Source organism: Vibrio sp. 10N.247.311.12 (assembly GCF_041467515.1).
Lineage (GTDB): Bacteria > Pseudomonadota > Gammaproteobacteria > Enterobacterales > Vibrionaceae > Vibrio > Vibrio crassostreae_C.
Map to the genome: position 1 here is coordinate 1 of NZ_JBFSUV010000058.1, position 23317 is coordinate 23317.

At 44.1% G+C, this 23317-nt stretch carries 32 protein-coding genes; 18 read left to right on the forward strand and 14 right to left on the reverse strand.

The window, feature by feature from the left end:
• Positions 1-245: 245 nt before the first annotated feature.
• The 5 genes from AB6E30_RS20075 (at position 246) to AB6E30_RS20095 (ending at position 4187) form a co-directional block, all read left to right on the forward strand.
• Complete coding sequence (locus tag AB6E30_RS20075; RefSeq protein WP_372105001.1) at positions 246-1229, forward strand: hypothetical protein; 984 nt, start codon at positions 246-248, stop codon at positions 1227-1229.
• Positions 1230-1925: 696 nt separating this feature from the next.
• A complete protein-coding gene (locus tag AB6E30_RS20080) occupies positions 1926-3047 on the forward strand; it encodes a DNA cytosine methyltransferase (protein ID WP_372105003.1) in 1122 nt (373 codons plus the stop codon).
• Between the two features lie 98 nt (positions 3048-3145).
• Entirely contained in the window at positions 3146-3475 is a 330-nt protein-coding gene (locus AB6E30_RS20085; RefSeq protein WP_372050541.1) for a hypothetical protein, read from the forward strand.
• Positions 3476-3559: 84 nt separating this feature from the next.
• A complete protein-coding gene (locus tag AB6E30_RS20090) occupies positions 3560-3955 on the forward strand; it encodes a hypothetical protein (RefSeq protein WP_154723879.1) in 396 nt (131 codons plus the stop codon).
• A gap of 16 nt (positions 3956-3971) precedes the next feature.
• The gene (locus tag AB6E30_RS20095) at positions 3972-4187 is read left to right on the forward strand and encodes a hypothetical protein (protein WP_372050540.1); all 216 of its coding nucleotides are present in this window, start codon (positions 3972-3974) and stop codon (positions 4185-4187) included.
• A 367-nt stretch (positions 4188-4554) separates the two neighbouring features.
• Here the strand turns inward: AB6E30_RS20095 and AB6E30_RS20100 are convergent, their stop codons facing one another.
• The 4 genes from AB6E30_RS20100 to AB6E30_RS20115 form a co-directional block, all read right to left on the reverse strand.
• Complete coding sequence (locus AB6E30_RS20100) at positions 4555-5016, reverse strand: hypothetical protein (protein WP_372105005.1); 462 nt, start codon at positions 5014-5016, stop codon at positions 4555-4557.
• Position 5017: 1 nt separating this feature from the next.
• The gene (locus tag AB6E30_RS20105; protein ID WP_102305692.1) at positions 5018-5260 is read right to left on the reverse strand and encodes a hypothetical protein; all 243 of its coding nucleotides are present in this window, start codon (positions 5258-5260) and stop codon (positions 5018-5020) included.
• A 212-nt stretch (positions 5261-5472) separates the two neighbouring features.
• Complete coding sequence (locus AB6E30_RS20110; protein WP_102305693.1) at positions 5473-5727, reverse strand: hypothetical protein; 255 nt, start codon at positions 5725-5727, stop codon at positions 5473-5475.
• 61 nt (positions 5728-5788) lie between these two features.
• Entirely contained in the window at positions 5789-5995 is a 207-nt protein-coding gene (locus tag AB6E30_RS20115; protein ID WP_081230226.1) for a hypothetical protein, read from the reverse strand.
• 646 nt (positions 5996-6641) lie between these two features.
• Between AB6E30_RS20115 and AB6E30_RS20120 the strand changes: the two genes are divergently transcribed.
• On the forward strand, positions 6642-7001 hold the full coding sequence (locus AB6E30_RS20120) for a hypothetical protein (protein ID WP_372105006.1): 360 nt from the start codon (positions 6642-6644) through the stop codon (positions 6999-7001).
• A 363-nt stretch (positions 7002-7364) separates the two neighbouring features.
• On the opposite strand, the gene AB6E30_RS20125 is transcribed toward AB6E30_RS20120, so the two are convergent.
• The 4 genes from AB6E30_RS20125 to AB6E30_RS20140 form a co-directional block, all read right to left on the reverse strand.
• On the reverse strand, positions 7365-7877 hold the full coding sequence (locus AB6E30_RS20125; RefSeq protein WP_372069104.1) for a hypothetical protein: 513 nt from the start codon (positions 7875-7877) through the stop codon (positions 7365-7367).
• 179 nt (positions 7878-8056) lie between these two features.
• A complete protein-coding gene (locus AB6E30_RS20130) occupies positions 8057-8455 on the reverse strand; it encodes a hypothetical protein (RefSeq protein ID WP_372069105.1) in 399 nt (132 codons plus the stop codon).
• A gap of 47 nt (positions 8456-8502) precedes the next feature.
• Complete coding sequence (locus tag AB6E30_RS20135) at positions 8503-8859, reverse strand: hypothetical protein (protein WP_372069106.1); 357 nt, start codon at positions 8857-8859, stop codon at positions 8503-8505.
• 60 nt (positions 8860-8919) lie between these two features.
• Entirely contained in the window at positions 8920-9411 is a 492-nt protein-coding gene (locus tag AB6E30_RS20140; RefSeq protein ID WP_372105011.1) for a hypothetical protein, read from the reverse strand.
• Positions 9412-9585: 174 nt separating this feature from the next.
• On the opposite strand from AB6E30_RS20140, the gene AB6E30_RS20145 reads away from it, so the two are divergent.
• Positions 9586-9909, forward strand: coding sequence for a hypothetical protein (locus AB6E30_RS20145; protein ID WP_154724134.1), 324 nt, complete (start codon positions 9586-9588; stop codon positions 9907-9909).
• A 41-nt stretch (positions 9910-9950) separates the two neighbouring features.
• Entirely contained in the window at positions 9951-10469 is a 519-nt protein-coding gene (locus AB6E30_RS20150) for a hypothetical protein (protein ID WP_136987017.1), read from the forward strand.
• Between the two features lie 49 nt (positions 10470-10518).
• Here the strand turns inward: AB6E30_RS20150 and AB6E30_RS20155 are convergent, their stop codons facing one another.
• Positions 10519-11232 carry a hypothetical protein gene (locus AB6E30_RS20155; protein WP_136987018.1) on the reverse strand — a complete coding sequence of 238 codons (714 nt, stop codon included), beginning with the start codon at positions 11230-11232 and terminating at the stop codon, positions 10519-10521.
• A 178-nt stretch (positions 11233-11410) separates the two neighbouring features.
• On the opposite strand from AB6E30_RS20155, the gene AB6E30_RS20160 reads away from it, so the two are divergent.
• The gene (locus AB6E30_RS20160) at positions 11411-11626 is read left to right on the forward strand and encodes a hypothetical protein (RefSeq protein WP_081230236.1); all 216 of its coding nucleotides are present in this window, start codon (positions 11411-11413) and stop codon (positions 11624-11626) included.
• Between the two features lie 10 nt (positions 11627-11636).
• On the opposite strand, the gene AB6E30_RS20165 is transcribed toward AB6E30_RS20160, so the two are convergent.
• Positions 11637-11834 carry a hypothetical protein gene (locus tag AB6E30_RS20165; protein ID WP_081230237.1) on the reverse strand — a complete coding sequence of 66 codons (198 nt, stop codon included), beginning with the start codon at positions 11832-11834 and terminating at the stop codon, positions 11637-11639.
• Positions 11835-12241: 407 nt separating this feature from the next.
• On the opposite strand from AB6E30_RS20165, the gene AB6E30_RS20170 reads away from it, so the two are divergent.
• From AB6E30_RS20170 to AB6E30_RS20195, 6 genes are all read left to right on the forward strand, one after another.
• Complete coding sequence (locus tag AB6E30_RS20170) at positions 12242-12574, forward strand: hypothetical protein (RefSeq protein ID WP_081230238.1); 333 nt, start codon at positions 12242-12244, stop codon at positions 12572-12574.
• 57 nt (positions 12575-12631) lie between these two features.
• The gene (locus AB6E30_RS20175) at positions 12632-12961 is read left to right on the forward strand and encodes a type IV conjugative transfer system protein TraL (RefSeq protein ID WP_136987019.1); all 330 of its coding nucleotides are present in this window, start codon (positions 12632-12634) and stop codon (positions 12959-12961) included.
• A 62-nt stretch (positions 12962-13023) separates the two neighbouring features.
• Complete coding sequence (locus tag AB6E30_RS20180; protein WP_372105013.1) at positions 13024-13692, forward strand: TraE/TraK family type IV conjugative transfer system protein; 669 nt, start codon at positions 13024-13026, stop codon at positions 13690-13692.
• Positions 13693-13700: 8 nt separating this feature from the next.
• On the forward strand, positions 13701-14888 hold the full coding sequence (locus AB6E30_RS20185; RefSeq protein ID WP_372069110.1) for a hypothetical protein: 1188 nt from the start codon (positions 13701-13703) through the stop codon (positions 14886-14888).
• 12 nt (positions 14889-14900) lie between these two features.
• The gene (locus AB6E30_RS20190) at positions 14901-16259 is read left to right on the forward strand and encodes a TraB/VirB10 family protein (protein WP_136987022.1); all 1359 of its coding nucleotides are present in this window, start codon (positions 14901-14903) and stop codon (positions 16257-16259) included.
• Position 16260: 1 nt separating this feature from the next.
• Entirely contained in the window at positions 16261-16776 is a 516-nt protein-coding gene (locus AB6E30_RS20195) for a hypothetical protein (RefSeq protein ID WP_372069111.1), read from the forward strand.
• Between the two features lie 56 nt (positions 16777-16832).
• On the opposite strand, the gene AB6E30_RS20200 is transcribed toward AB6E30_RS20195, so the two are convergent.
• Positions 16833-17063 (reverse strand): hypothetical protein, encoded by a 231-nt coding sequence (locus AB6E30_RS20200; protein WP_086714999.1) that lies wholly within the window; start codon positions 17061-17063, stop codon positions 16833-16835.
• A 9-nt stretch (positions 17064-17072) separates the two neighbouring features.
• Positions 17073-17615: a hypothetical protein gene (locus AB6E30_RS20205; RefSeq protein WP_372105015.1), complete on the reverse strand. Its 543-nt coding sequence runs from the start codon at positions 17613-17615 to the stop codon at positions 17073-17075.
• 393 nt (positions 17616-18008) lie between these two features.
• Here AB6E30_RS20205 and AB6E30_RS20210 point away from each other — a divergent pair, with 393 nt between their 5' ends.
• From AB6E30_RS20210 to AB6E30_RS20220, 3 genes are all read left to right on the forward strand, one after another.
• Positions 18009-18233 (forward strand): hypothetical protein, encoded by a 225-nt coding sequence (locus AB6E30_RS20210; RefSeq protein ID WP_133150982.1) that lies wholly within the window; start codon positions 18009-18011, stop codon positions 18231-18233.
• 220 nt (positions 18234-18453) lie between these two features.
• Positions 18454-20118: an ATP-binding protein gene (locus AB6E30_RS20215; RefSeq protein ID WP_372105017.1), complete on the forward strand. Its 1665-nt coding sequence runs from the start codon at positions 18454-18456 to the stop codon at positions 20116-20118.
• Between the two features lie 60 nt (positions 20119-20178).
• The gene (locus AB6E30_RS20220) at positions 20179-20415 is read left to right on the forward strand and encodes a hypothetical protein (RefSeq protein WP_086714996.1); all 237 of its coding nucleotides are present in this window, start codon (positions 20179-20181) and stop codon (positions 20413-20415) included.
• A gap of 187 nt (positions 20416-20602) precedes the next feature.
• Here AB6E30_RS20220 and AB6E30_RS20225 read toward each other — a convergent pair whose 3' ends face one another.
• Positions 20603-21733, reverse strand: coding sequence for a hypothetical protein (locus tag AB6E30_RS20225; RefSeq protein ID WP_136987026.1), 1131 nt, complete (start codon positions 21731-21733; stop codon positions 20603-20605).
• A gap of 2 nt (positions 21734-21735) precedes the next feature.
• Positions 21736-22995 carry a ParA family protein gene (locus AB6E30_RS20230; protein ID WP_081230251.1) on the reverse strand — a complete coding sequence of 420 codons (1260 nt, stop codon included), beginning with the start codon at positions 22993-22995 and terminating at the stop codon, positions 21736-21738.
• Positions 22996-23317: the final 322 nt, after the last annotated feature.

Consider the following 23317-nt stretch of genomic DNA (forward strand, 5'->3'; position numbering starts at 1 on the left):
GGTTCACTCGTTAAGCGGTGAACAACGCTTCATACGACCTCAGGTCGCACGGACAATTCTGAGTTACGAGCGACTAGATATGAAAGCTCGGAGTAGAAATCCATTTACTGAAAATTGCACATCGTTTACTGTAATTTACAGTGCATCGTTTAATATATGCGCCAATTACTTATGTAGCTCAACATTGTGATTTGTTGAGACTAAAACTACACTTAAGCTTCATATTTTCTTCAGGATTTTTATTTATGATTACTCCAAACACTCAAGTGTTCGCTCTTTCGTCTATCGCCTTACTGTTAGCTGGCTGCTCTCCATCCTCCGACCTAACAGTAACTGGAACAGTTAGTGATTACAAAGGATCAGCTAGCATTACCCAAGGTCTTGCAAAAACAGTAGAAGCAGACCTTTTTGAGTGTGCGAATGGTCGAAGCCGTGTTGCAGGCATCGGTGAAATTGCTGACGCAGATGGAAAAGTATGGACAGTCCCTGCTCAAAACCATTTCACAACTGCGCCAAAAGCGGTCGATCTTTATGAAGAGTGCGCCAATATCACACCCGAAAGCATAGCCGATGTGGATGAAGCCTCTGTGCCTGTGGCTGTTATTGATTCAGATGGTGAAGAGATCACTGGTTACATCTTTGCTGACAACTATTTCGAGCTATATATTAATGGTCAGCTCGTAGCAGTAGACACTGTACCTTTCACACCGTTTAACTCTAGTATTGTAAAGTTTAAAGTAAATAAGCCATACACGATTGCTGTAAAAGTAATTGATTGGGAAGAAAACTTAGGTTTAGGTACAGAAGATAACCGTGGGAAAGCATTCCACCCAGGCGATGGTGGCTTTATCGCAAGCTTTAGTGACGGCACAGTGACAGGTTCCGACTGGCAAGCTCAGACATTTTATACTGCACCAATCTATGATTTAAGTTGCCTAAGTGAAGTTGATGGGAAGCGACTATCGGAGAACTGTACAACACAAGGTACAGATAACGGTGAAAATGCTTATGCAGCTCATTGGGAAACCCCAAGTAACTGGATGGCAAAAGATTTTGACGCAGTTTCATGGCCGCAAGCGACTGAATACTCAGAAGATGAAATTGGTGTGAATAACAAGAAATCTTACATGAACTTTATTGATAAATTCAGTGGTGCTGGAGCTAGCTTCATTTGGTCAACAAACGTTGTTTTGGATAATGAAGTTCTACTTAGGTACGAAGTAAAATAGCCTTACCCTCTCACATAAGAAGCAGTTATATCTCATCAGAACAGATATAACTGCTTACCTTTCTTTGTTCGTTACTTCTTACAAGCCCTTTTCCCTCTCTAGCAAGCTTTGGGGCAGATCCTAGTTAACCGTGCAGTCAGCACAGCTCTGAGTATAACTGTCTTAGCTGGCAGTATCTCTCTCCATCTTAATTCTTGCACCTAATGATTAAGTGCATATTCACTCATTAGAGGTGTTAGATGAAGACGCCAGATTGAACGGATAACATAGCTACTGACTCGACTAAATTGATAAATTAATGACTTATCGTTCCTCTAGCATCTGAAGCGATGCGCTCCACTAACTCGGGTCACACTCACAAGATTCAAAGACTCAAACTGACAATATTTACCGCTCAATATCGATATTAGGAAAATTAAAGAATTCAGCACTTGGGGTCCCTTATTACAAGATGAGCACGGCGACTGGCGACCAGATCCTGATCGTAAGGGAGAGACATTCAGAGATTTCACCAAAGCGCTGACGGTAGGGTTATCCCCTCGTGACCCGTCGTGGAAAGAATGCGTACTTGCTTGTGGGATTCAATACGACATTAAGCACAAGCTCAAACTGTTCAAAGGGCTCCAGTACGATGTTGATTTCCGTGAACTAGTGGCAAGTGACTACGGCGTACCAACGATTAGAAAGCGTTTGTTTATGGTCATGAGAAATGACGGACAACCGATTGAATGGCCAGAAGTCAGTCACGGTGATCCAGCAATCAATAATCAATTAGCCCCACAAAAGGTTGCTGCCGACGTGATTGATTGGACTATCCCTGTAAAATCCATATTCAATCGTAAAAAGCCATTGGTAGAGAAAACCATGGCTCGTATCGCCAAGGGGTTACAAAAATTCGTTTTTGATTCTGATGCGCCTTATATCGTCGAGCACAAAAATCAACGACCATTCATTACCGAACACGCCAATGCGAGCAGTCAACGCAATATGCCAATCGATGAGCCGTTAAGAACCATTTGCGCTCAGGTGAAAGGGGGGCATTTTGCTGTTGTGTCAGCAGATTTAGAGCAAGCATTCCCCAATGAGCAAAATAATGACTCGCCATCGGTCAAGGACAACAACCAAGAGTTGTTAGCGTTCATGGCCAAACATTTTTCAGGATGTTCTGGTGCCGATATCAATGATCCGTTAGCGACGATCACAGGCGTCGACCACAACGCATTAGTGACAGCGAACGTCGAAAAATCGATTATTCCCACCTATGAAGAATGGATTCAATCTACTGAAAGATGGGGAGGGACACGCGCTGAATATGAACGCCTGTTTGGTCAAGACGTGGACACAGTTACTACCAGTCACGTTATTAAGATGAGAGGCACCAATCTTGGGCATACAGTGAGTGAACCGGCTCATACAGTGAGCGCTGGTGGCAATCACTTAGGGATCGTCAACAGCTTTCTCATTAAGTATTTTGGTTCTAATTTCGGCACTGACATCACTACGCCAGTTCACACGTTAACCACCAAAGAGCGCTTTGGGCTCGTTGTCGTGCGGGGCGAAGTGATGGTTAAGATGCACGGTGCTATCTATCGAGTGATCGATATCGGTATGAGAATGCTAGAGCCCCATGAACTCTTCTTGGCTCAAGGCTTTCCAAAAGACTATCAATTTCAATTTGACCAAAATGGAAAGAAAATCAGCAAAGCCAAACAGGTCGCACGCTGTGGTAATTCTGTTTGTCCTCCCGTGGCAAAAGCATTGGTTTCGGCCAATATCAAGCACATACCGATGAACTACGCTTTACCAATAGCCGCTTAATACCGTCGTCTCCAGTACCCATGAACTAGCGGCCTAGTTGGTCGCTAGTCACCGAAAGCCAAAACAATGTAACACCATCACGGACATACGGAGTTCACATGGCAACACAGCTTCAATGCGAAATCAAAATCTCGACAAGCTTAATGGCCGTTTCAGTGGTATCTGTCCACTACGATAACAATCAATTTCTCGGACTCATCGATCAAGACGGAGATATTTTGGGTATGCCATTCAACAGCCGACCTTACAAGCCAGTCAATCCATACAGTGAATCACATAGCAAACCACGTATCGGTGAGCCCTACATCGGTTACGCCGCCAAGCAACGTTACGATGGCACCTACGATATCCTATCCGAGCCCAAACCCGTTTCAAGATCCTGGGAGGACATCGAGGATGCACAAGTCACCGAACTTTACTGCAAATAAAGGCAGGAATCTCTGCGGCTAATTGAAATTTCACCGAGCCCTTCTTGTTATAAATGGATATCGTCAGAAATTGGAGACATCACAATGCTAAAGAAAATTACGAGCTTTACCCTAAAATCAGTGCTCGCGTTCTCTGTAACGATAATCCTCGTATCATTCGGTCAATTAGGTCAACTCATGGCGAGTAAAACCCACCTTGAAATGTCAGTCATTGAAAATTGGATCACCTCTCACCCAGCTGATATCGTGCTGGTGGCCGAGTATCGAGAGAATTGCTTAAATCATGGCAAACAGGTTACCAGAGATAACCTCGAACAATCCTTAGCAGCGGCCAAACTAGAAGATTTCCTTGTCACCAAAGAGCGCTGTGCGAAATCGATGGGTTTAGAAGAGCTGCATAACAACATTGAAGTCGCCGTCCAACAAATCGAGTCGTATGCTTGGCCATTGTCATTGCTGGACGACTCACTAACGAACTAGCGATAAGGAACTTGCCATGTTACATACACAAACAAGCCCAACTGCGGCACAACTAAAACATATCATTGCAAAAGCCGAACAAGACAAAGCGTATCGATTAAAAACGGCAGCGTTTAAAGAGTGGCAGCACAAACTCCACCCAAATGACCAACTCCCCCGAGGTGCCTTCTTTAAGAACAAACGTGCGGGAAAGCCCATCGTTATCATGGACGAATTTCATTGGTACTTTTAAAGACCAGCACATCCATTCCCGTATGACCCAACAGCCGCTCTCAGTACCACAAACCAAACACAGAACGCTTAAACCTAAGCCACATTGGGAACACGAGCGCGAATACTATTCAGATGATAGAGGAAAGGTATGACAACTTCACTTGAAGCAATGCAAAGAAACGGTGTTGTCATGGAAAGACAGTGAGGGAACGTAATCAAGCGGAAATAGCAGGTCAAAATATGCACAGTTTATGCAATTGGATTTCTTACACACCGAATTGGTTAAAAAATACACGGGGGTTATACCCCCAAATCCTCTGAATGACAATCAAATGAATGGATATAGTTGCATAATAATTCACTCTAAAAAGCCCTGTCACCAACAATCAACCTAGAAAATATTGTCGATACGCCGTCGAGCGTCGGAACCACATCATCTCTACGCCAACAAAGCGACTCAGTTCACCATAAGCCTGTTTCATTTCACTCATCAAATCTGATGTTATTTCAAAGAGTTTGTAATAGATAACTTCATACTTTCGCTCGTTAAATTTAGCCAATACTTGATAGGTAGGGTCTACATAGTCGCCATCAGCCAGTTTGAGCCAGCAGTGTTCTATCGGTAGCCAAGTGCCGCCACAATTCACCATCGCAACCCCGTAAACCACACAGTCTGCATTCAGTAAATTCAAAGCCAGAGCGCTGTTGTCATAGCAAAACGACGGAATTGTTACTTGCTCTATGACGGCCAATTTGTCATCAGGAAGGTCAGTCACCGTGACCCCCTCCATGTGGTCAGGATTAACGCAAATCATTTTCGCCATTTCTGGACTCGCTTGAATACTCATACTATGCCCACCACGGTTTGTTGCAGGCCCAAACAATGGTTGCTCCCGCTTCATATTTGCATTGCTCTGCAAAGTCATGAGCCTCTTCTGAATGGCCAAAGCTTTCATCGGTATCAATACCGAACACATCTGCCGCATGACCGTTCAGTCTTACGCCGAAGCCTGTGAACTGATTGGCTTTATCAAGGACTTCATAAATCGTTGCTGTGTTTTCTTCTGTATTCGTTGCTGTATTAATTGACATGATATGAACCTGTTATTGGTTGAGGACAGGTTCATTATGCGTAATGAAATATGCCTTCCCCCCAGAACGAGACGATGGCCAGCAATTTAGGGTTTCAGAGGCATTTACGGGGGGAGTTGGGGGGAGTGAGCGTTGTTAGCATGCCGAGTTTAGAGAGCGCAGTGCCATCTCACACAGACAGTATCACCTCAGTGACAATCAATGACATCAATCTAACAGGTCATGATCTTGTAATGCCCCATTGTCCCTCTTAGAAATTCTTTTGATACCCTCTTAATGTGCTCGATATCCGAGTCGTTGAGTTCCGGGTAGTAGTTGACAACCAAGGCACGCACCGCCGCATCACGACTGACATGGATACCCAAATCTCTTTCAATGACATTCACAAACTCAGGTTTACCTGAACCGCGAATACCTTGATCACGCTTCCGGCACGTCTTGAAGATAGCCCACTCTTTCTTGCTCATCGTAAAGCCCTTATATTCTGGATGCGCTCTGTATTAACGCGACGCGACCTTGACCACCAAATCAATGAATGGGGGTTAACGTCATACTGAAATCAGGTGCCACCCATTGCTTGAAGTCACCGGAATGAACAACAAGTTGAAGCTTATAGCCAGTACAATTGAGCTCTTTTTTAGCAAGCCTCACTAGAGCTAGACCTGTTTTGTCCGTTTTAAATTCAACGGTCTTTGATGTGAATGCCGAGTGCAGTTCCGCTTTAAATGTTTGCATTAAATATCTCACTCTGTTCGTTAGATATCTCCAGTATCCACCCCCTTACTTCCCTCGCCCCCCATTTGGGGTTTGGAGTGATATATGCCCTACACACATTGATCGAAAGGGGGGGAAAATAGTGTGCAGCCATAGAATAAAAGTTCAGGTACATAAACCGTCATTCAAAAACAGGGAGAAGAGCATGAGCCAAACCATTACCGTGTATTCATCGAACTACCATCACGGAAGCAAGTCTGATGGCGTATCGAGCAACGATCTGGAACCGTACATCTCCAACAATTACGCCTCTGAATGGCTATCTAATCTCTCAAGTGCTCCCCGTTTCGTGCGAAAATAAACTCTATTACGTAGCCGTGATGCATGCTGGTGGAAGAAATAAAGTGAGTCTTGGCCAACAGAGAGAGTTTAAGACTCACAGCCTGCCATCGAATCAACGCTCGACATCCACTCCAGGTATGAGCCACCAGCCCTGAGCGCCTTCACCTAAATTCAATGATTTTGTGACATCTTGTGCGATAGGCTTGAGCGTTCCCCGTCAATTAGCAAGCCGTTTTCCTCTCGTAGTTTAGACTACAGCCCGGACAGTTAGGTTAAGGTTCAATTTCGATTCACCAAAATCTCGCCCTGACAGGACACCAACGGTATGAACAGTGTTGAAAATTACGAAGTAGGATTAGTGTTTTTCCTGCTCATCATTAGCTTCATAAGTACATGGGCAGCGGTGATCATGGATAAAGTGGGATTGGTGGAAGTTAGCCTTGTTTCAATGGGATTAGCAATCACGCAATCGTGGGATACGCTCATCAAGCAATTGTACTTGGACATACTGGCTCTGGCTCCTGAGATGGACCCATTCATGAGCGTTTTGGTGACTGGGATACTAACGGCAATCGTTGTTCTCGTGCCTCTTGCTGCCATTTTGTTTAGCCCTTTTCCCTTTATTGATGATAACGGGAAGATCAGCTTAAAATATTTCCTATCGATATTCGCCCGCAAAAAATGAGCCTATCCATTTCGTCCTTAGCAGAATTAAACTAAACCATCGTAAATGTATGAAGCATGGGTGTGTCCAACGATAAAAAAGAAGTCGATGTTCAACGCATCCCTAGACAACATCTCCTCGGTGACAATCAGGCAAGGAACACGAGAGCCATTGCATAGAATGTGTCATACCTCAAGTTTGTCTTTTTCAGCCTTAACCGCATTAGGATATACCGTTTTTACATCAGCTTCAGCTCGCTGCTGATCTGTTAAGTGACGTTCTACAGATGATTTTTTCATATTAATTTCCTGATATTAAACTTCGCTAATCCAAGGTAATCGACGTGACTATCCACATCGACTGCCTTCATTTCTGCTTAAAGTGTTACAAGGAATCGTCTTGTACGACAGTTCCAATTGTCTGCTCCGTTGTCAGGTTCACCAAACGCATGTCACAGACTCGCGCCACATTTTTAACCAAGCATGCCACCTCATCGTCCGGTCCAGCGTCATATCCGTTTAGATTCGTTCTCAGCAACGCATGAGGCAAAATATCAGCGAGTGGTTGTTCGAAGTCGTAGTCATAGTCGTCTGAAAACATCGATATGGTTTCCGTCAATGATTCAAAGGTGCTGTAAGTCTTAAATACCGGCTGACCTTCACTAAACTCGTTGTAGCCATGAGTCGTGATGATATCCAAGAGAAAGGGCTTCCCATTTTTCGGTACGACCTCTACTGCACCAAAATTAAGGATGCCATCAAAGTCATGACCTTTAAGGGTAATAACCAAGGCTAACTGAGCGATTAGGTTTTGATTACGTTCTTGTTGGCTAGGTACTGTTGATATCGCTGCTTTATCGGTCTGATTCGTTTGAGGTGCTGCAATTACTTGTTCCATGTTCAATCCCTTGTGTTATTCACTTAGTTGCTTGGAATGAGTCTATACCTGCCGCTCTGAATGGACAAAAAAAGACGGGGGGAGTTGAATTAAAATGGGGGGAGTCCAATGACATATGCCTGCGCTTTCGATGCGACTACCTAAGTCCTTGAATGTAAGCCACCAGCAAACATCAGTAGTTACTGAATGGCTAACACATAGTTTGGCAAACAGTTAACACGTAGAGCACGATAGATCGGCGTGTTGTTTTCAGATGAGCTGAATTTCGCCGTTTCAATGCAATAAAAGTGGGGAGCTTGTGATTGATAGGGACAATAGCCTACATATGACGCAGCGTTTGTTTCAAAAGGCTCAAAATCAATTAGCGTACCTCGGATAACGGCATGCACCAGTTTCGATTGCTCGCGTTTAACCCTTGCTTGCCCCTTCTCGCTTACGACAAACTCACAGTCAATCAATGACACTGAGGAAGAGTAGCCAATCACCTTTCCATAAGACTCTTTCTCTCGTGACCGAATAGAATACACACGCATCGTATCGGTGGAGCGATGTAAGTTCAGATACACATCAACTTTCATGTCATGATCTCCAAGGCGTTAAGAGAAAGAATCGAACAAGGTGTCCGTTAGCAATAACGAGCTTCATGAGCAGCTTTGAGTTTTTCCATCAATGACGACAAAACAGCGGCTTCCGTTTCAGGCAGGGAATCACGAGCGAATGCTTCTAAGAACTCGAAATCCAGCGCTTCATATGTAGCATCGAACTGACACACCTCATCCGGAGCTTCAACTGCTGTTCTTTGCATGTCATCCAATAGTTTGCAATGGTCTAGGTATTGCTCGGTCGTTCCATCAAGTAACTGTTTGGTTTCAAGCCAATGAAGGAGCCTTTCCCATGCCATGTCTTCGTCCGTGGCATAAACAAGGTATGATTCTGGTTCGAAACCTTCTGCGTGAGTAACGACTAAGTACGGTTGTTTCATGTCTACCTCCAATTTAAAACGTTAGGGACTGGGTGCTGCCCACGTCCCGTTCCAGTTAGGTTATGCCAGTTCGTGAGCGTGCTTTGTCGCGATGTCCACAATTTCGCTTTCGAGGAATTCCTTGATTTTACTTTTACGAATTTGCTTCAAGTTCTTGGCTTTAAGTTGAAAGTCTTCAATGGTTTCCTTGCTGGAGGCAATTTTCGATTCCCAATACTGAAGTTCGGTAGGATCGGATTTCAGCTGAACCTTATATTCTTCAAGATCACATTGAGCGTCATTGACCACCCATAAGTGAGCAAGCAAATCCAATCTCGATTTACCTAAGATATGACTTTTGCAGGCCAGCATCGCTGATCGTTGGTCTTTATGCTCAATGAAGGAAAAGCCTGAATTTTCAGGTAACGAAGGCATGATCACTTTTACAACCTCATTGCCTTTACTGTCGTAACCACCATCAGCACTTGGGTACTTCGATAGCATTAGAACGCCGCAATATGCGATCTCATCATGAATGACTTGATACCAACTGTTGCCCCAAAACATTGCCATGAGATTTCTCCAATCTGTTGTGTGTGATGACAGCTAAAGAATAGATTCGACCTATCTCCCCTCCCCCCACTCACTGTGGCAAGTCAATCGCTATCTACCGTGCTAACCAATACGGGGGGAGCCCTTACATTCATCCACTAAAGTATCTCTAAACCGCAATCACGGAGATGCAGCATGAACAACCTTACTTTTGAAACTTGGGTGGAATCCTTTAAACCAATCATCAATGAGAATGGGGGTAGCGCAATCTTCCTTGATGAAAAATGCATCTCATTCGAAACCTATGGCAACGACCTAGAAACCATCAAAAAAACCGACGCCAGTCGAGTTTGGACGATCATTGAGATTGACGTAGATGAAGAAGAGGATGAGCTGGGGGAGCCTATCGACAGTAAATGGGTGATTGTCAATGGATGCCATTGGGTTAACCGAGTTGCCTACATCATTACTCAAACGCCATGGCAAGACGGCAGTGACTACGAGATCACTTACGACTGATACAAATCACACAGACTCCTGAAAGGCAAAGAGAGGCTAATATGGACATGAATAATCAAAAAATCGTCGCTAACGATCTACTCAAGGCAAGAAGTACTGCTGATCCATCAATCGTATTGGAATGTGCTGATGGCAAAGTACGCATTTATTCGTTCCCAATCTCAGACCAAGACAGCAAAGAAAAGATGACCATGGCGCTGCGCGTTCTTATGGGTAAACTCAACGTGCTCAAATACACGTTCGTTCTAGAAGCTTGGATGAGTACCAACCCAGACATCAAACCTTCGATGTCGCCTACACGACAAGAGTATATGGTGTTTTTGATCAATGACCGTGTAGACGAGACATGCACATTCTGGCCGATTCAAAGAAAAGAAGATGGCTCTGGCTTTGTCACCGAAACACACGATGTAAACCAAAACGGACAATCCGGTCTAATGTGCGATTTGTTTGACACTGAGCCGTATGAAAAACTCAGTTTTACGAAAAAACGAGCGATCGACAAATTGGTTCTCAGACTACTGAACATGCGTGCAGAAGCAACGCCAACCTTTCATTAGTTTGGTTGTTCCCATGTAAAAAAGAGCACCATTGTGTGCTCTTTTTCAGTTAGGCGACTTGTGGGAACTTCCTTTCCGGTTCGCCATCTCTCACCAACTCATAAAGCATTGGTTCATAATGGTTTGTGGCCATCAGTATTAAATAGACGGGAACACCTTGGTCATACAGTGATTTTTGAAACACTTTGACTTCTTTCACTGTCATTGAAGCTGTGCGTTCCCTCATCATTCGCGCTTCACTGACCATGCTATCCGAATAAAATTGCCCAGCCTTGGAGTTGACCTTCAGGTATGGTTGAATGCGCTTACCCAATCGGTCTAACAAGAATTGGTCACTAAAACCCGACTGCTTCAATCTCAGAACCTTGTCCTTCAGTTGTTTCCTTCGATCAAAGACGTAGCGCTTTTGTTCATTGACCAATTGAGCGGCCTTATCCGTGAGTCCCTTTTTGTTTTTGAAAATACCATGCCTTGCGAGTCCCAATAACTCATGTTCATTCACTGTCGTTGATGAGGGCGAACCATCAAGGTTATACCGGGTATAGCAAGCTTGATAGCAATTAATCAGCGCCAGCTTGTACTCTCTGCTGGTGAAAAAACGGTCCAGAAAAAAAGAAACGTCTGCCTGACTGAACGATTGACACAACGTTTCTTGCAAAGCGGCACCAGCTCCGATGGCAAGAGGTTTGAGAGGCTTTCCTGACAAAATGGGAAAGCGTTTGAATGCATATTGTTGGATTTGCTCTTGAATAACACGATCCATGTTTACCCTCTTCGGTTGTTCCATACCCTCATCATTGTATCTAACTGAGTTTACAGATTGACAAATAGCGAGAGCAAAAGACGAAATTACCCAACTCAACAAAATGGACTGGTAAATTGCTAAACTGTCATGGTTTTCGTCGTATAACAAAGTTAGTGCATAACTAGCGAGATATAGTATGACGCCTGAATTTGAAGCAAAACTCGACCGCTTGAATAAACTTCGAAAAAACGCAATGAAAAGCAATGCGTTCTCGGATGCTGCCAAAGAACACGAAAAAGCCATCCAACAAACCGACAGCCACTCCCCTGCCACCACCAAAAAGACCAAAAAGAAAGGTCCCAAATCATTAGCGGAAATCTACAAACCGCATACACATGAAGAAACCCATTAGATAATGGAATCTAAGAATGGGCGCTGCTGGTGGTATTAGCGGATACCCAATCTTTGATATACGCCGAAAATGCACTCTGGTCAGAGATATGCCCCGAGCAAGCCGGTTGACCCGTAAACTCCGCTTTTCGTTTAGCAATAAAAGCCATGAACTCCCAATTGGTGCCAGTTGGACACCATTGTTTGAAAGCCAAATATCGTTCATTCATGATTCTTCTCCTCGGCAGAAACGCTGTCTATTGATAGTAACGTCCCCTCGTCAGAGTACCTAGAAACCTCCCCCCGTTTGGTATCGCTGGTGGTTGAAATCATCGCCATCGAAGCCCTTTCTATTCTGGCTGCAGCTCTGTACTCAGAACCCGTCATCCGCCTGAAATATGAAAGTCACAGTTGGTCGATGCATGGAACTCAATAAAGCATATTGATTGTCAACAATGAAATTTTGGATAAATCAAGATTTTGCCACATAAAAATAAGCATAAATAACAGGTGCTTATGTAAAAAAACAAATAAACCTAAAAAAACGGCTCACTATTTGGAATTCAAAATTAGGTTACCTGCAATGATTCAAGGGCCTACTTAAAAGGTATTTACCGGAATTATTGGAGATATTTCTATGCAAAACACAATCAACGTCAATGATGTACAAAAAGTAGATTCAAAGACGACATACCTCGGCTTAATTACATTCGCGCTTATGTTTTTTACCGTCTCGGCCATTGCCGGTTCAGGTGGTGATGCGTTCCAAGGCCTATTTGATGAACTAGTGAGCTTTGCTGAAGGTGTTCCTGGACAAATTATCGCGTTCTGTTCTTTCGCAGGGATCATCATCTTCTCAATGGTTCGACCAAACCTTATCGGTCTTGGTGTTTCTGTCATCATCATGCTGGTGCTGGCGCAACTTCAAACCATTATCACTACCATGCTAACTGCCGGTCTTCCGGTATAAAGCAACAGATGTCTCTGGGCCTTATAGAAGAGGCCCAGAAGTACATAAGGGGGTCATATGAGTAAGTTAGACATCAATAATGATGCTCGTCCTCAACTACCGAACAATCAAACCTATGTGCCACTTCGAGTAAACGACAAACAATCGGTGATCGGAATGGAGTCGGATACAGCGGGGATTTTGCTTGTCGGTATCGCTATCGGACACATCAGCAAGAACCTGTTACTTATCGGTGGAATCGCCATTCTTTTCGCTCTCGCCTATTCATGGGTCAAAGATAACTATCCCAAAGGTCGGCTCAAACACATGTTGTGGTGGGCTGGAATCATTAACTTTAAATCCCGTAAATCGTTTCCAGAAGCATTTAACCGTACTTATTTTCGCTAACTCTTTGTAGCGATCCGTTTTTAAATTCTATGTGTTGTTTTAGCAAAAGTTTGAGGTTTGCTATGAATATATTTAACCGCAAAAAAAAGGGGCAGGATGAGTCTGAACTGGAGCATGATTCAGATTCGAATGTCCAACGTTCTTGGCAAGCAGCCATCGACCACAGCAACAAAATGACGAAGATGATGGGGCTGTCCATCATTATCTGCGCATTTCTAGCGTTTAAGGTAATGACAGCGAAACCCATCACCGTTGTTACCCCGCCTAATTTCTCTGAAGAAATTGTCATGATAGGCAACAAAGCCAACTCAGGTTACAAGAAGCAATGGGGCATATTCATTGCCAGCATGCTTGGTAACGTGAATGTCCGTAATGTGGATATTGTCTTAGATACGCTCAAACCAATGCTCTCCATTCGAGATTACGATGCATTGAATGAGCAAGTGATCAGTCATGTGAAAGCTTTAGACATCAGGGACCAAGTGCAAGAGTTCAACGTATTAGATGTGTTCTACGATAACAAATACGACAAAGTGATTGTTTACGGCGAGCGTAAGCTTACTGAGCGGAAGAAACGCGGCAATACAAGCGATGAACGCCGTGCAGTACGCTGGACATACGAACTCAAGATTGCCAATGCACACGGTAGTCCAAAGATGAAGTCCATTGACCAATACGAAGGCGCTCCGCAGATAGAACGCAATCGTATCGAACGCAAGCAAGACAAGTAGGTCCCGTTATGAAAAATTTACATCACCTCGCTAGATATACGACCTTGCTTTGTGCCACGTTATCATTCGGTGCAATGGCAAACCAAAACGTCATCCCTATTGAACCTGTTGGCTCGAAAGTGGAGCGACAAACAACGCAACCAGAAAATAAAGCAGCTGTTGCGGCAATGGTTGACCAAGTAGTCAAATCTTTACCGACCGATAAGCAAGAGTCATTAAGTCAATTCACTCCAGTCAATGACCCAGCTGCGAAGCAACCTATTGTCAGCACAAAATCCGTCGATGAATTTGGAAGAGTCACCCAATCAGACAAGAACGTGATTGTCGCAACACCACCAACGGCCCAACCACCGAAACCTTCTCTGACTGCATTCGAACGTATGCAGCGACAAATGGCGAAAAAGTTTAAGCCGGTTCAGAAGTACAAACTACGCCCTTCAGACAATATTACGTTGCCTGCAGCAAAGTACATTCTCAACAGTATTCGCACCTCTTTCAAAGAAATTAACATTCGCAGTTCAGATCCCAATGTTGTCATGAAAGTGGATGGTAGCTTTATCTATTTCACATCTAACAACGATGCCCCTTTTAATATCATTATGTTCGAAAAAGGGGTGCCTGAAACCCAAGTTAACTTAACGATTTGGCCACTTGATGTCATGCCTGCAATGGTACAAGTCGATGTCCGATACAACAAAGCACTACAAGCAAAAGTGAACCGCGTATTGGCGTCCAAAAAACAGGATAAAATTGAGCAAGAAAAGCGCATTAAAGATATGGAATCTGAATTGGCCATTGCCAGTGATCCTGAAGTTAAGTCATCTCCATACGTCGAGGGTATCAACAAACTGTTTGCGCAAACGGCAGGAAAAGCAACACCTACAGGTTTTGACTTACAGACCAACATTCCGCGAGACGCGTTACGTCCTTGTCGATTTGGAACATATGCAGAGACGAAACAACGTTTAATATCGTCTCGACGAATCGTGGACGTTGTATTGGTTAAAAACGTTACGAATCGAAATGTGGTTTTGCGAGAGCAGGATTGCTGGGTAGATGATGACGTGATCGCAACGGGTATCTTAAACAAAGCGACCTTAAAGCCATCAGAAAAAACCGAAGTATACGTATTGCGCGACCGACTGTACTACCAACGTATGCATTCTCGCAATGAACGTCCATCACTTCTGGATTAATCGAGGTGAACCATGAAGATTAACTTTAAAGAGCTTTGGGAAACCAACAAAAATTTCCGATATGGGGTGATTGGCGTCTGTATTGTTCCTGCCGCCTATGTTGCGATGCAATTTATTCATCCGGGCAAAATTCAACGACCGAACGCAGACGCGAATAAAATCGAAAAAGTGTTCATGCCTTCGAGCACACGTACCCAACTAGAGAGGGAAGACGTTGACGGAGTTCGTGACGCCTTAGTTGAAATTTCGGCTATCGATAAAAAGTCGTCGGCACGTAATGACAATTACCAGTACGACCTGTTAAGACAAGAGGTCGATGGTCTTCGTCAAAAAATGGCCGATCAAGATGCTGAGATTGCCGAATGGAAGTCAGGCAAACGACAATTGGAAAGAACCAACTATGATCCGAACCAAATCCGACAAGGCCGCCAAGTCGTTGTAGATCGACACGGGAACGCAACGGAAATCACTGTCGACACTAATGGCGTGCCGAACCAACAAGTGAGCCAGTTGCGCAGCTCCCCTCCCCCAGCTCTTGCAGGCATTCGAAGTGTCGATGAAGGGAATGATGCGATTTTGTTGCAAGACGGGCGTGTAAAAACCTTAGTAGAAGCGAACCAACTGGTCGATGAAGATGAAATGTCAGAGGCGCAAAAACGTGAGGCATTGAATCAGAAAGAAATGGAGTTGGCTGCAGCCTTGAAGAACTATCAGCAAAAACCTGAGCAAAAAGGGTATTCAATTTCATTGCCAACCACCAGCCTTGTAACCGGTACTTTGCTATCAGGCATGCAAGCTCCAACCAGTATTGGTTCAGCGAGAGAGCCCCTTCCGGCGGTCATGCGCATCAAGACAGATGCACTGTTGCCAAATGGTTATCGTGCTGACCTAAGAGACTGTCAGGCACTATTATCCGGCATTGGTCAATTGTCAGACCGCAGAGCCTACATGAGACTAGAAAAAGTGGTCTGCATCGATGAGGACGGACTCACGGCAGAAGCAGCGGCGCAAGGCTTTGCTACTGGCTCTGACGGTCAGGCAGGGATTCCAGGCACGTTAGTTGCTCGAAACGGTGAAGTATTGAAAGGCTCCATGTGGGCGGGTTTCTTTTCTGGACTGGCACAAGGTATTGCCCCATCAAGGGTGCCGGGTGTCGACATCAACTCTGACGGAACAGGCTTTCAAACACCCGATCTAGGGACACTAGGCACCTCGGCAGTACTCCAAGGTGGCGCCTCATCTTTGGACCGCATTTCGGAATACTACGTAAAAATGTTGGAAGAAATCTGGCCAACCGTTGACGTACCAGCAATGCAAGAAGTGACCTTCCTACTTCAAGCCCCTTTAAAACTGACGTTTAAGGAGATCTAATATGGCCACTGGTGATAATGAAAAGAAAAATGACCAACCAACTGAGGCGTCGAATTCCAGTCAGGAGCTTGAACAACTCATTGAGAAGGCATCAAAACCAACAATGCCCGACGAACCTAAAGGCGACGAAGAACCGACCGTGATTGAAGCAACGCAAACGCAAACGGAAAGTAAGACGTCAAATCTATTGCCGAAGATCATCTTAGTGTGGTTAATGGTCCTATCAGGGGTAATGGCTTATGCCATGATGGTGATCGACAAACAAAGTGAAACGTCATTAAGACAACACCCCATTGTGTTTTACCCGTTTGGTAAAGCGTTTTCGGCTCTTAAATCTCAGGGTTATGATTTTGCTGCTATAGAAAAATATAACAACAACATGATCCAGATATTGAACTCTGAAGGGAAAGTGGTGCTACCTGCAGCTAGTGTGCATGGTCAGTTACCAGATTCTCTTGTTGTTAAGCTAATGTCCGTCGATGAAATGAACAGGCTGGCTTCGCAACAATCGGAGTAACAAAACCAATAAAACTAGCAAACAACACAGCTTGGCCACTTTCACAGTGGCCTTTTTTAATGCACTCCACTCGCGGCATCCATCGCACTCAAACAGATCGTGTCATACTTCGTCTTCATCACATTGACTTTGGTTTCTGCTCGAACCGCTCTGTTATATGAGGCCAACACCTCTTCGCTAGAGTCTTTCACCAACGCCAAGATCGCTTTTTTCTGAGTCTCTGTTAAGTCGGTGGCCAGCAACGCGTCGATGCTTTCATCTATACGATCAAAATACTGAGCTAACATACTTCCCTCCTAGTTAATTTCATTTTGAATATTCAATAGCAAGTGACGACAAGCATTGTCTCTAAAGCGAACGTAGTCCACGGGTGAACCAATACCATGTCTAAGCGCATCTAACGTTTCCCGAAGGACGACGACCGGCATGTCAGGGTTTCGGCACTGTAGTCCATAGAAGTCGAACTCAAAAACCGTCATGTTTGCTTCGTCGATCTGATAGCGCCTTGAGATATCTTCAATACGTGTAAATAGCCCATAGGCATCGATATATATCGTTTTCCCTTCAATATCGAAAGCATTGAGGTAATGAAGGTCAACGCCATACTCAGACAGAATCACACCTCGAATCGGGAACCGGCTACGTTCTCCAGCCACAATCAAACCCTCGCACAAGACATAACATTTTGAATGAGCGAACTCGTCAATAAATTCAGTGGTAACTGGGCTTGGCTGCTCACACAGATATTGGATGTCACTGAGAGACAATGAACGCATCACATCAATCAGCTCACGACATCCATGGCTATGCCACTTTACCCGCTTTACTTCATTCTCCATTGCTGCTCCCCGGCTATTCGTTGAATTCAATATACGACGTTTCCCATACCTGGCCTAGCAATCTCCCCCCACTTAGTACGTAACCCACTGAACGAGAGCTCGAAACATGTATTTTGGATTCGTTAATTGCCATTTATTTCAGCCCCATACGCTAGATTGATACGGTTCAACCCGAAAACATCATCACTAGTATTAGTGATCGTTTTCTCCAAGCTGGAGAGCTTCCAATTCTCCCATGCTATGCATGTCCTTACTGTCAATGCACTTTGACACCAACAAGAGTTACCCACTCGCATTACTACCCGTAATTAACCCCAATCAACGGTTAAAAACACACACCTCTTTGGTGTTTTTTATGTACCTGCGATATCACCTACCCGTGAGGAACTATCCATGAAATTAAGCACTTTGTTCACCATACTATTTGGTTTAACGACGGTTTATTTCTGTATTCACCCTGTTCTTGTCGTTCGTAGCACAGACTTCCCTTCTGCATTCCATAATGTGGTCGAATTCTGTGAAACATGGCGTCATGTTTTGTTGATCACCCTACTCTCTTGGGCTTTGGCAGGCATAACACTTTGGCTAACATTTACGATTCACAAACACAGAGTTTAACCCCCTGTTAGAACCTGGTACTTCCACCAGCACTTAACAAACCTCATTGTCCAGCAATGACAACGAACCTCATCCAATCGGATGAAACTTCCCGGTCAATCGTTCCCCTTCAGGCATTTATGTCTCGTTGAATGCGCTTATAACCGGCTTGTAACCCCTTGTGATGTGCTCACCCAGCGCTTCGCAGATTCATTACCTACCCTATATCGAGGATAAGACTATGACTAACTCAAACAACTCAGTTCAAATCAAAATTAATGAAAACAATTTTCTTTCGAACCTTGGTGCGATTTTTTCCAATACCGGAAAAGTGATCAATGAATTGATTCAAAACGCTTCCCGCGCCAATGCTACAACCATATCGTTTACCACATCAGTCGAAAATGGCCGTGCCTGCTTAACGATTCTGGACGATGGTTCGGGTATCGCAGACATGCAAAAGCTTCTTTCTATCGCGGAGTCAGGCTGGTCAAGCGATGTAGACAAATGTAATCCATACGGAATGGGATTTTTAAGCACTCTCTTCGCGTGCGAACACATCAAAATCCAAAGTCAGAATCAAATGCTTTCATCAAGTACTGAAGCCATCCTTTCGGGTGAATCTATCGTGATAGAAGACAGCCTGCGAGGGAACGGTACATTGATTGAACTGGAAGGTATTTCCGACGCTTTATTTGGCTATTTAACTTCTAGCAAATATGACCGTGAGGTTGATCGAATTGGTGAAGGCTATGACATTGACGTCGTTCTAAATGGAGTTCTGATGTTTAAAAATCACTCAAGAACGACTTTAGAAAGTTCGACCCAATACATCGAGCACAAATTCGAATACGGGAGTATCTATTTTGACACTAAACACAACGGTTTATCTTGGCTGGCATACCTGCAAGGCGCACTGATTTCTAGCACCAATGCGGTCACCAGTTCAAACCAGTTAAACCCTCATCATATCGTTCACTTGAACGACGATGTAAAAGCAAGAATGCCTGATCGAGCTGAATTGTTAGATGCAGAAACTGTCAAGCAATCAATTCGAACGAGTGTTCAAACCCTGATGATGCAGTTCCTCCAAAAAGAACTGAAACGTCTTGGCCAGTCGTTTGCGTTCGACCGTTTACTATGGAGAAAAGCCGTGAACTATGCCCCTCAAGTTCTCAACAACGTTGACTATTTAACGAAGTCTGAGATTGGGGATACCAAAAGTTACGAGCTCGGACTCGCTGGATATGATGGCGTAGAACATAGCCAACTTGAACAGCCGATTTCTCGCGCTGAAGTGGAATCATCTTTACTCTTTGCCCTCCCAGAGCATGAAAGTGAAGAAGATACCATCAACATCAACTACCTGAAGCACTTAAGAAATGTTTTGTTTGTCAACGTGTGCGGCCTGCATGCAGACCACTGGATCCACAAGTGTGAAATCCGCGAAGTGAGTGAACTCGATGTCAGTATCGAATTGGTTAACCCTACTTCGACGGCCAAACTCAATGGCATGTATTCAATACCTGTCGTTATGTGCGACCAATACACGCTGAAAGGAGAATATGGTCAGGTAGTCATAGAAACGGATGCCGTAGTTGTGTCTGGTGATGAATTTGATTATGGAACGTTAGTTATTCCAGAAAGAGAACATTTATCAACCGCACTAGGAATCTATGCCAACTACGAAGATGAATGGGGATGTTTTAGTGAAAGTGACAAAGACCGCGACAATTATCTGCTTGAGAAATTGTACAACAAACTCAGAGCGTCAAGCCCTGAAGTGTTGATTCAAAAAATGCTTGATGAAGCATTCAGGGACTCTGGTATGAAGCGCAACCTCAACAACCTCACGTTCACTGTTTCGTTTTCAGGCACTGACATTGTAGTTACCGAAACTAAGTAACCACACTAACCCGCCAACCTACCTGTCTTTGTACGGTAGAACACCAAGTATGGAGTAACTATGAACTCATTTACTGACTCCCTCATCGACCATTCTCATGAATTGGGTCGGGGATATGGTCCTTACGCTCAAGTCGATATGTTACACAATATCCTTGAGTTAATTGGCCCAACTTTGGATAAAGTTAAATTGCAGGAACTCATTAACAGTGTAGGGTTTATTGAAGCCCTAGACTTAAAGAGTGAAGAAGATAAGGCATTTGTATTAGGGCAGTTACAAGACGCTCTTAATCAATAACTTATCGTTATCGGAAGCTCCCATCATATGGGAGCTTTTTTTTTGAATCCACAATAGACCGCAGAGTCGAGTTCGTATCGTGTTATAGCACAGCCCTTTCATTACATGGCTGCTTGACCACCAGCATCAAGAGGTAATTATGCCACTGAGTTTATAGTAGGACGCGTCCTACTACCCAAAAACCGCCCTAACCAAACAAAGTTTTGCTGAACTCTTCCAATTGAGCAATCTGCTCTGGCGTTGCATTGTTCAGTTCAATTTTCGACTTTGTTTTACTCACGACTTGGAATGATACCGATACCTTCCCATTCTTTGCCCACGATTGAGGTTCCTTATTAATGCCCCCCAATTTAGGAGAAACAGGACTCCAATCTTTCAACCGTGCAATAAGCTCTTTGTTCACTTCCTCTGCATTCATGGCTTCGAATTCTGAGCGGTTTTCGTCAATCCATTTCGTGAAGGCACTTTGCTTATCTTCACTCTCTGAAACCGTGCCGATCAATTTACGAAGGAACTTGGCATCTCGGCTACTAAAGGCATAGTTTGAAAACAGGCTCTTCAGACTGTCAGGCATCGAGTAGATAGCGAGGGAGAGTGAGATGTCTGATTTTTCGTATAGACGTTCTTTCTCTAATTTGTACGCCGACCAATCATTCACTTCCATCAAACGAGAATAGAGCTTGCCCTTTTCGTAGTAATTGAAAGACGTTTTGATGTCAGACGACGCCACCAGCCAGGTAATGGTTTCAGGTGTTGGGATTTGATCTAATATTTCAAAGTCCAGCCCCACTTTTTTATCCATGGCAATATCAGTACGACATGAGCCATCCACGACATAGATCAGGCCATCTTCACCTTGGTAAGCAAGTACAGGTGAAATTTGCATACCGAACTCGATTTCATCACTCATCTTGTTGAGTTGAATCGTATTGCGGCTCGACTGTTCACGAACGTTGTCCACGTCAATCCTAACCAAAGTCATAATCTCATCGTATGACAAGGTACGTTGGATAGCACGGTAGCTTGTACCATCAATGGACTTAATCTCACGACCTGTTTGCGCAAAGTCCAGCTTCTTAGTCTCAGTTAAAAACTCTTGGAGACTAATGCCGCCCTCCTTTAGTGAAGCTTCAATGGAAGCCAACTTCCCCTGTGCTAAGGTCATAGTGGTTTCGCGCTCATTACCACCCATGAAGGCTTGGGGCTTGCGTTGTGAGCTCGACACACTCTCCACTTCAGGTTCAGTGATTGAAGGTGATTCTTGTGCGGCCTTAGCAGCGTTAGCAGCAGCGATTTTCTTTAGACGGTTATTGGCCATGATTATTGCTCCTCACCTTTGTCCTGTTGTTTCCAAACGTCCGTTATCAGCTTATGAATGTCGGCCACGACTTCTTTACAGTTCGCCTGTGCCGCTTCTAACGCTTTGCCTTTCTTACTGTCCATTGACCTAGAGAATTCGAAAACACTGCTATGCTCAGACGCACAACGTTTTACAGCTTCACTGTGTTTCATTTTGGTCGACAACACTGCATCACCAAACTGACTGACTAGAGCATTGAAAATGTCCAGTTCCGAGTCACTGCCCTTCCAATTGGAAATGACAATCTTCGCAAAATCGTAGCCTTGATGACCTTTAGCAATGAAGTTACCAATGATGCTATCCAGATATTGAAAGTAGGCGCAGGTCGCATCGGTATCATTATGTTCCGCCTTACACGGAATCAACACGCTAGTCGCAGCGAAGTAGCTGTTCAACGTAGCAAAGCCCAATGAAGGCGGCGTATCAATCAGGATAATGTCAAACTCACCGTCGAGAGCATCTAAGATGTTTTTCAAACGGGTTGTAGGGTCAACATTCTGTCCCGCTAATTGGTTACTGGCACTCAAAGATTCCGAGTCTCTATCGGACTGAGACGCAGGGATAATTTTCAGATTGGGGATGAGCGTATCTGAAACGGCGTTACGAACCTCGTCCTGAAACGTGTCTGTATTTGGATCAAGTGCCATCAAGTCGCCAATGCTGGTGCGAGCGTCTGAAATATACTTAGCACCATTTCGCTCAATGTGTTTGGTTTCGTGTTTATGAACTGGAGGGTAGAAACTCGTCAGAGTTGACTGACCATCCATATCAATAAGACAGATCTTGTAACCAACATGATAGTTAATCGACAAACCTGTCGCTATTGCATTGGCCAGTGACGTTTTAGATACCCCGCCCTTTTGGTTTTGAACGGCAATAATCTGCGTCTTTTGTTTCGCTGTTCTTTGGAATGGTTTGTGTCTTTTCTTAAGAACGGTGGTATTCGGCATGTTATCGCGGATCAAGTACAGCTCTTCAAGAGTCAGGTAGTACTGAATACCAACCTCAGCATAGCGTTTAGGATCGATACCTAACGCTTTCGTTAAATCGGTCAATACCTTTTGAGAACATTCGAGGTACTTCAATGCCTCAGCTTGTGTGAAAGAACGAGGTTGCTTTTCATTTGTTTCGCGGCGCAATTCCAAGAATTTAGCACCTCCGTCCCCAAGTTCGTCAACTAATTCAAGCGTCTTGAGCTGTTTCTCTGTCATTGTTCCCATAGCAATATCCACCAGTGGCCTGTTTGAAAGCTAGTATGAACCAATATTAAAGGTAAGAAAAGATATAATAAGTCAATTTTGGATAAATTCATTGAAATTCGACTTACGATACAGTTTTAAACTAATGATGTACTTTTCTGCAAAAGATAGGGGAACGATAGAGGAAAAAACAAAACACAACAAAAACAACAACTTAAAATAGTAGGACGCGTCCTACTATTGTACTTATCGGCCATGTTGTGCAATTCATAAACGGACGTGAGTAAGGAGTAATGGGTTTGAAGCCACCACTAACATACGAAAAGTCAGCTCTGCGATACAT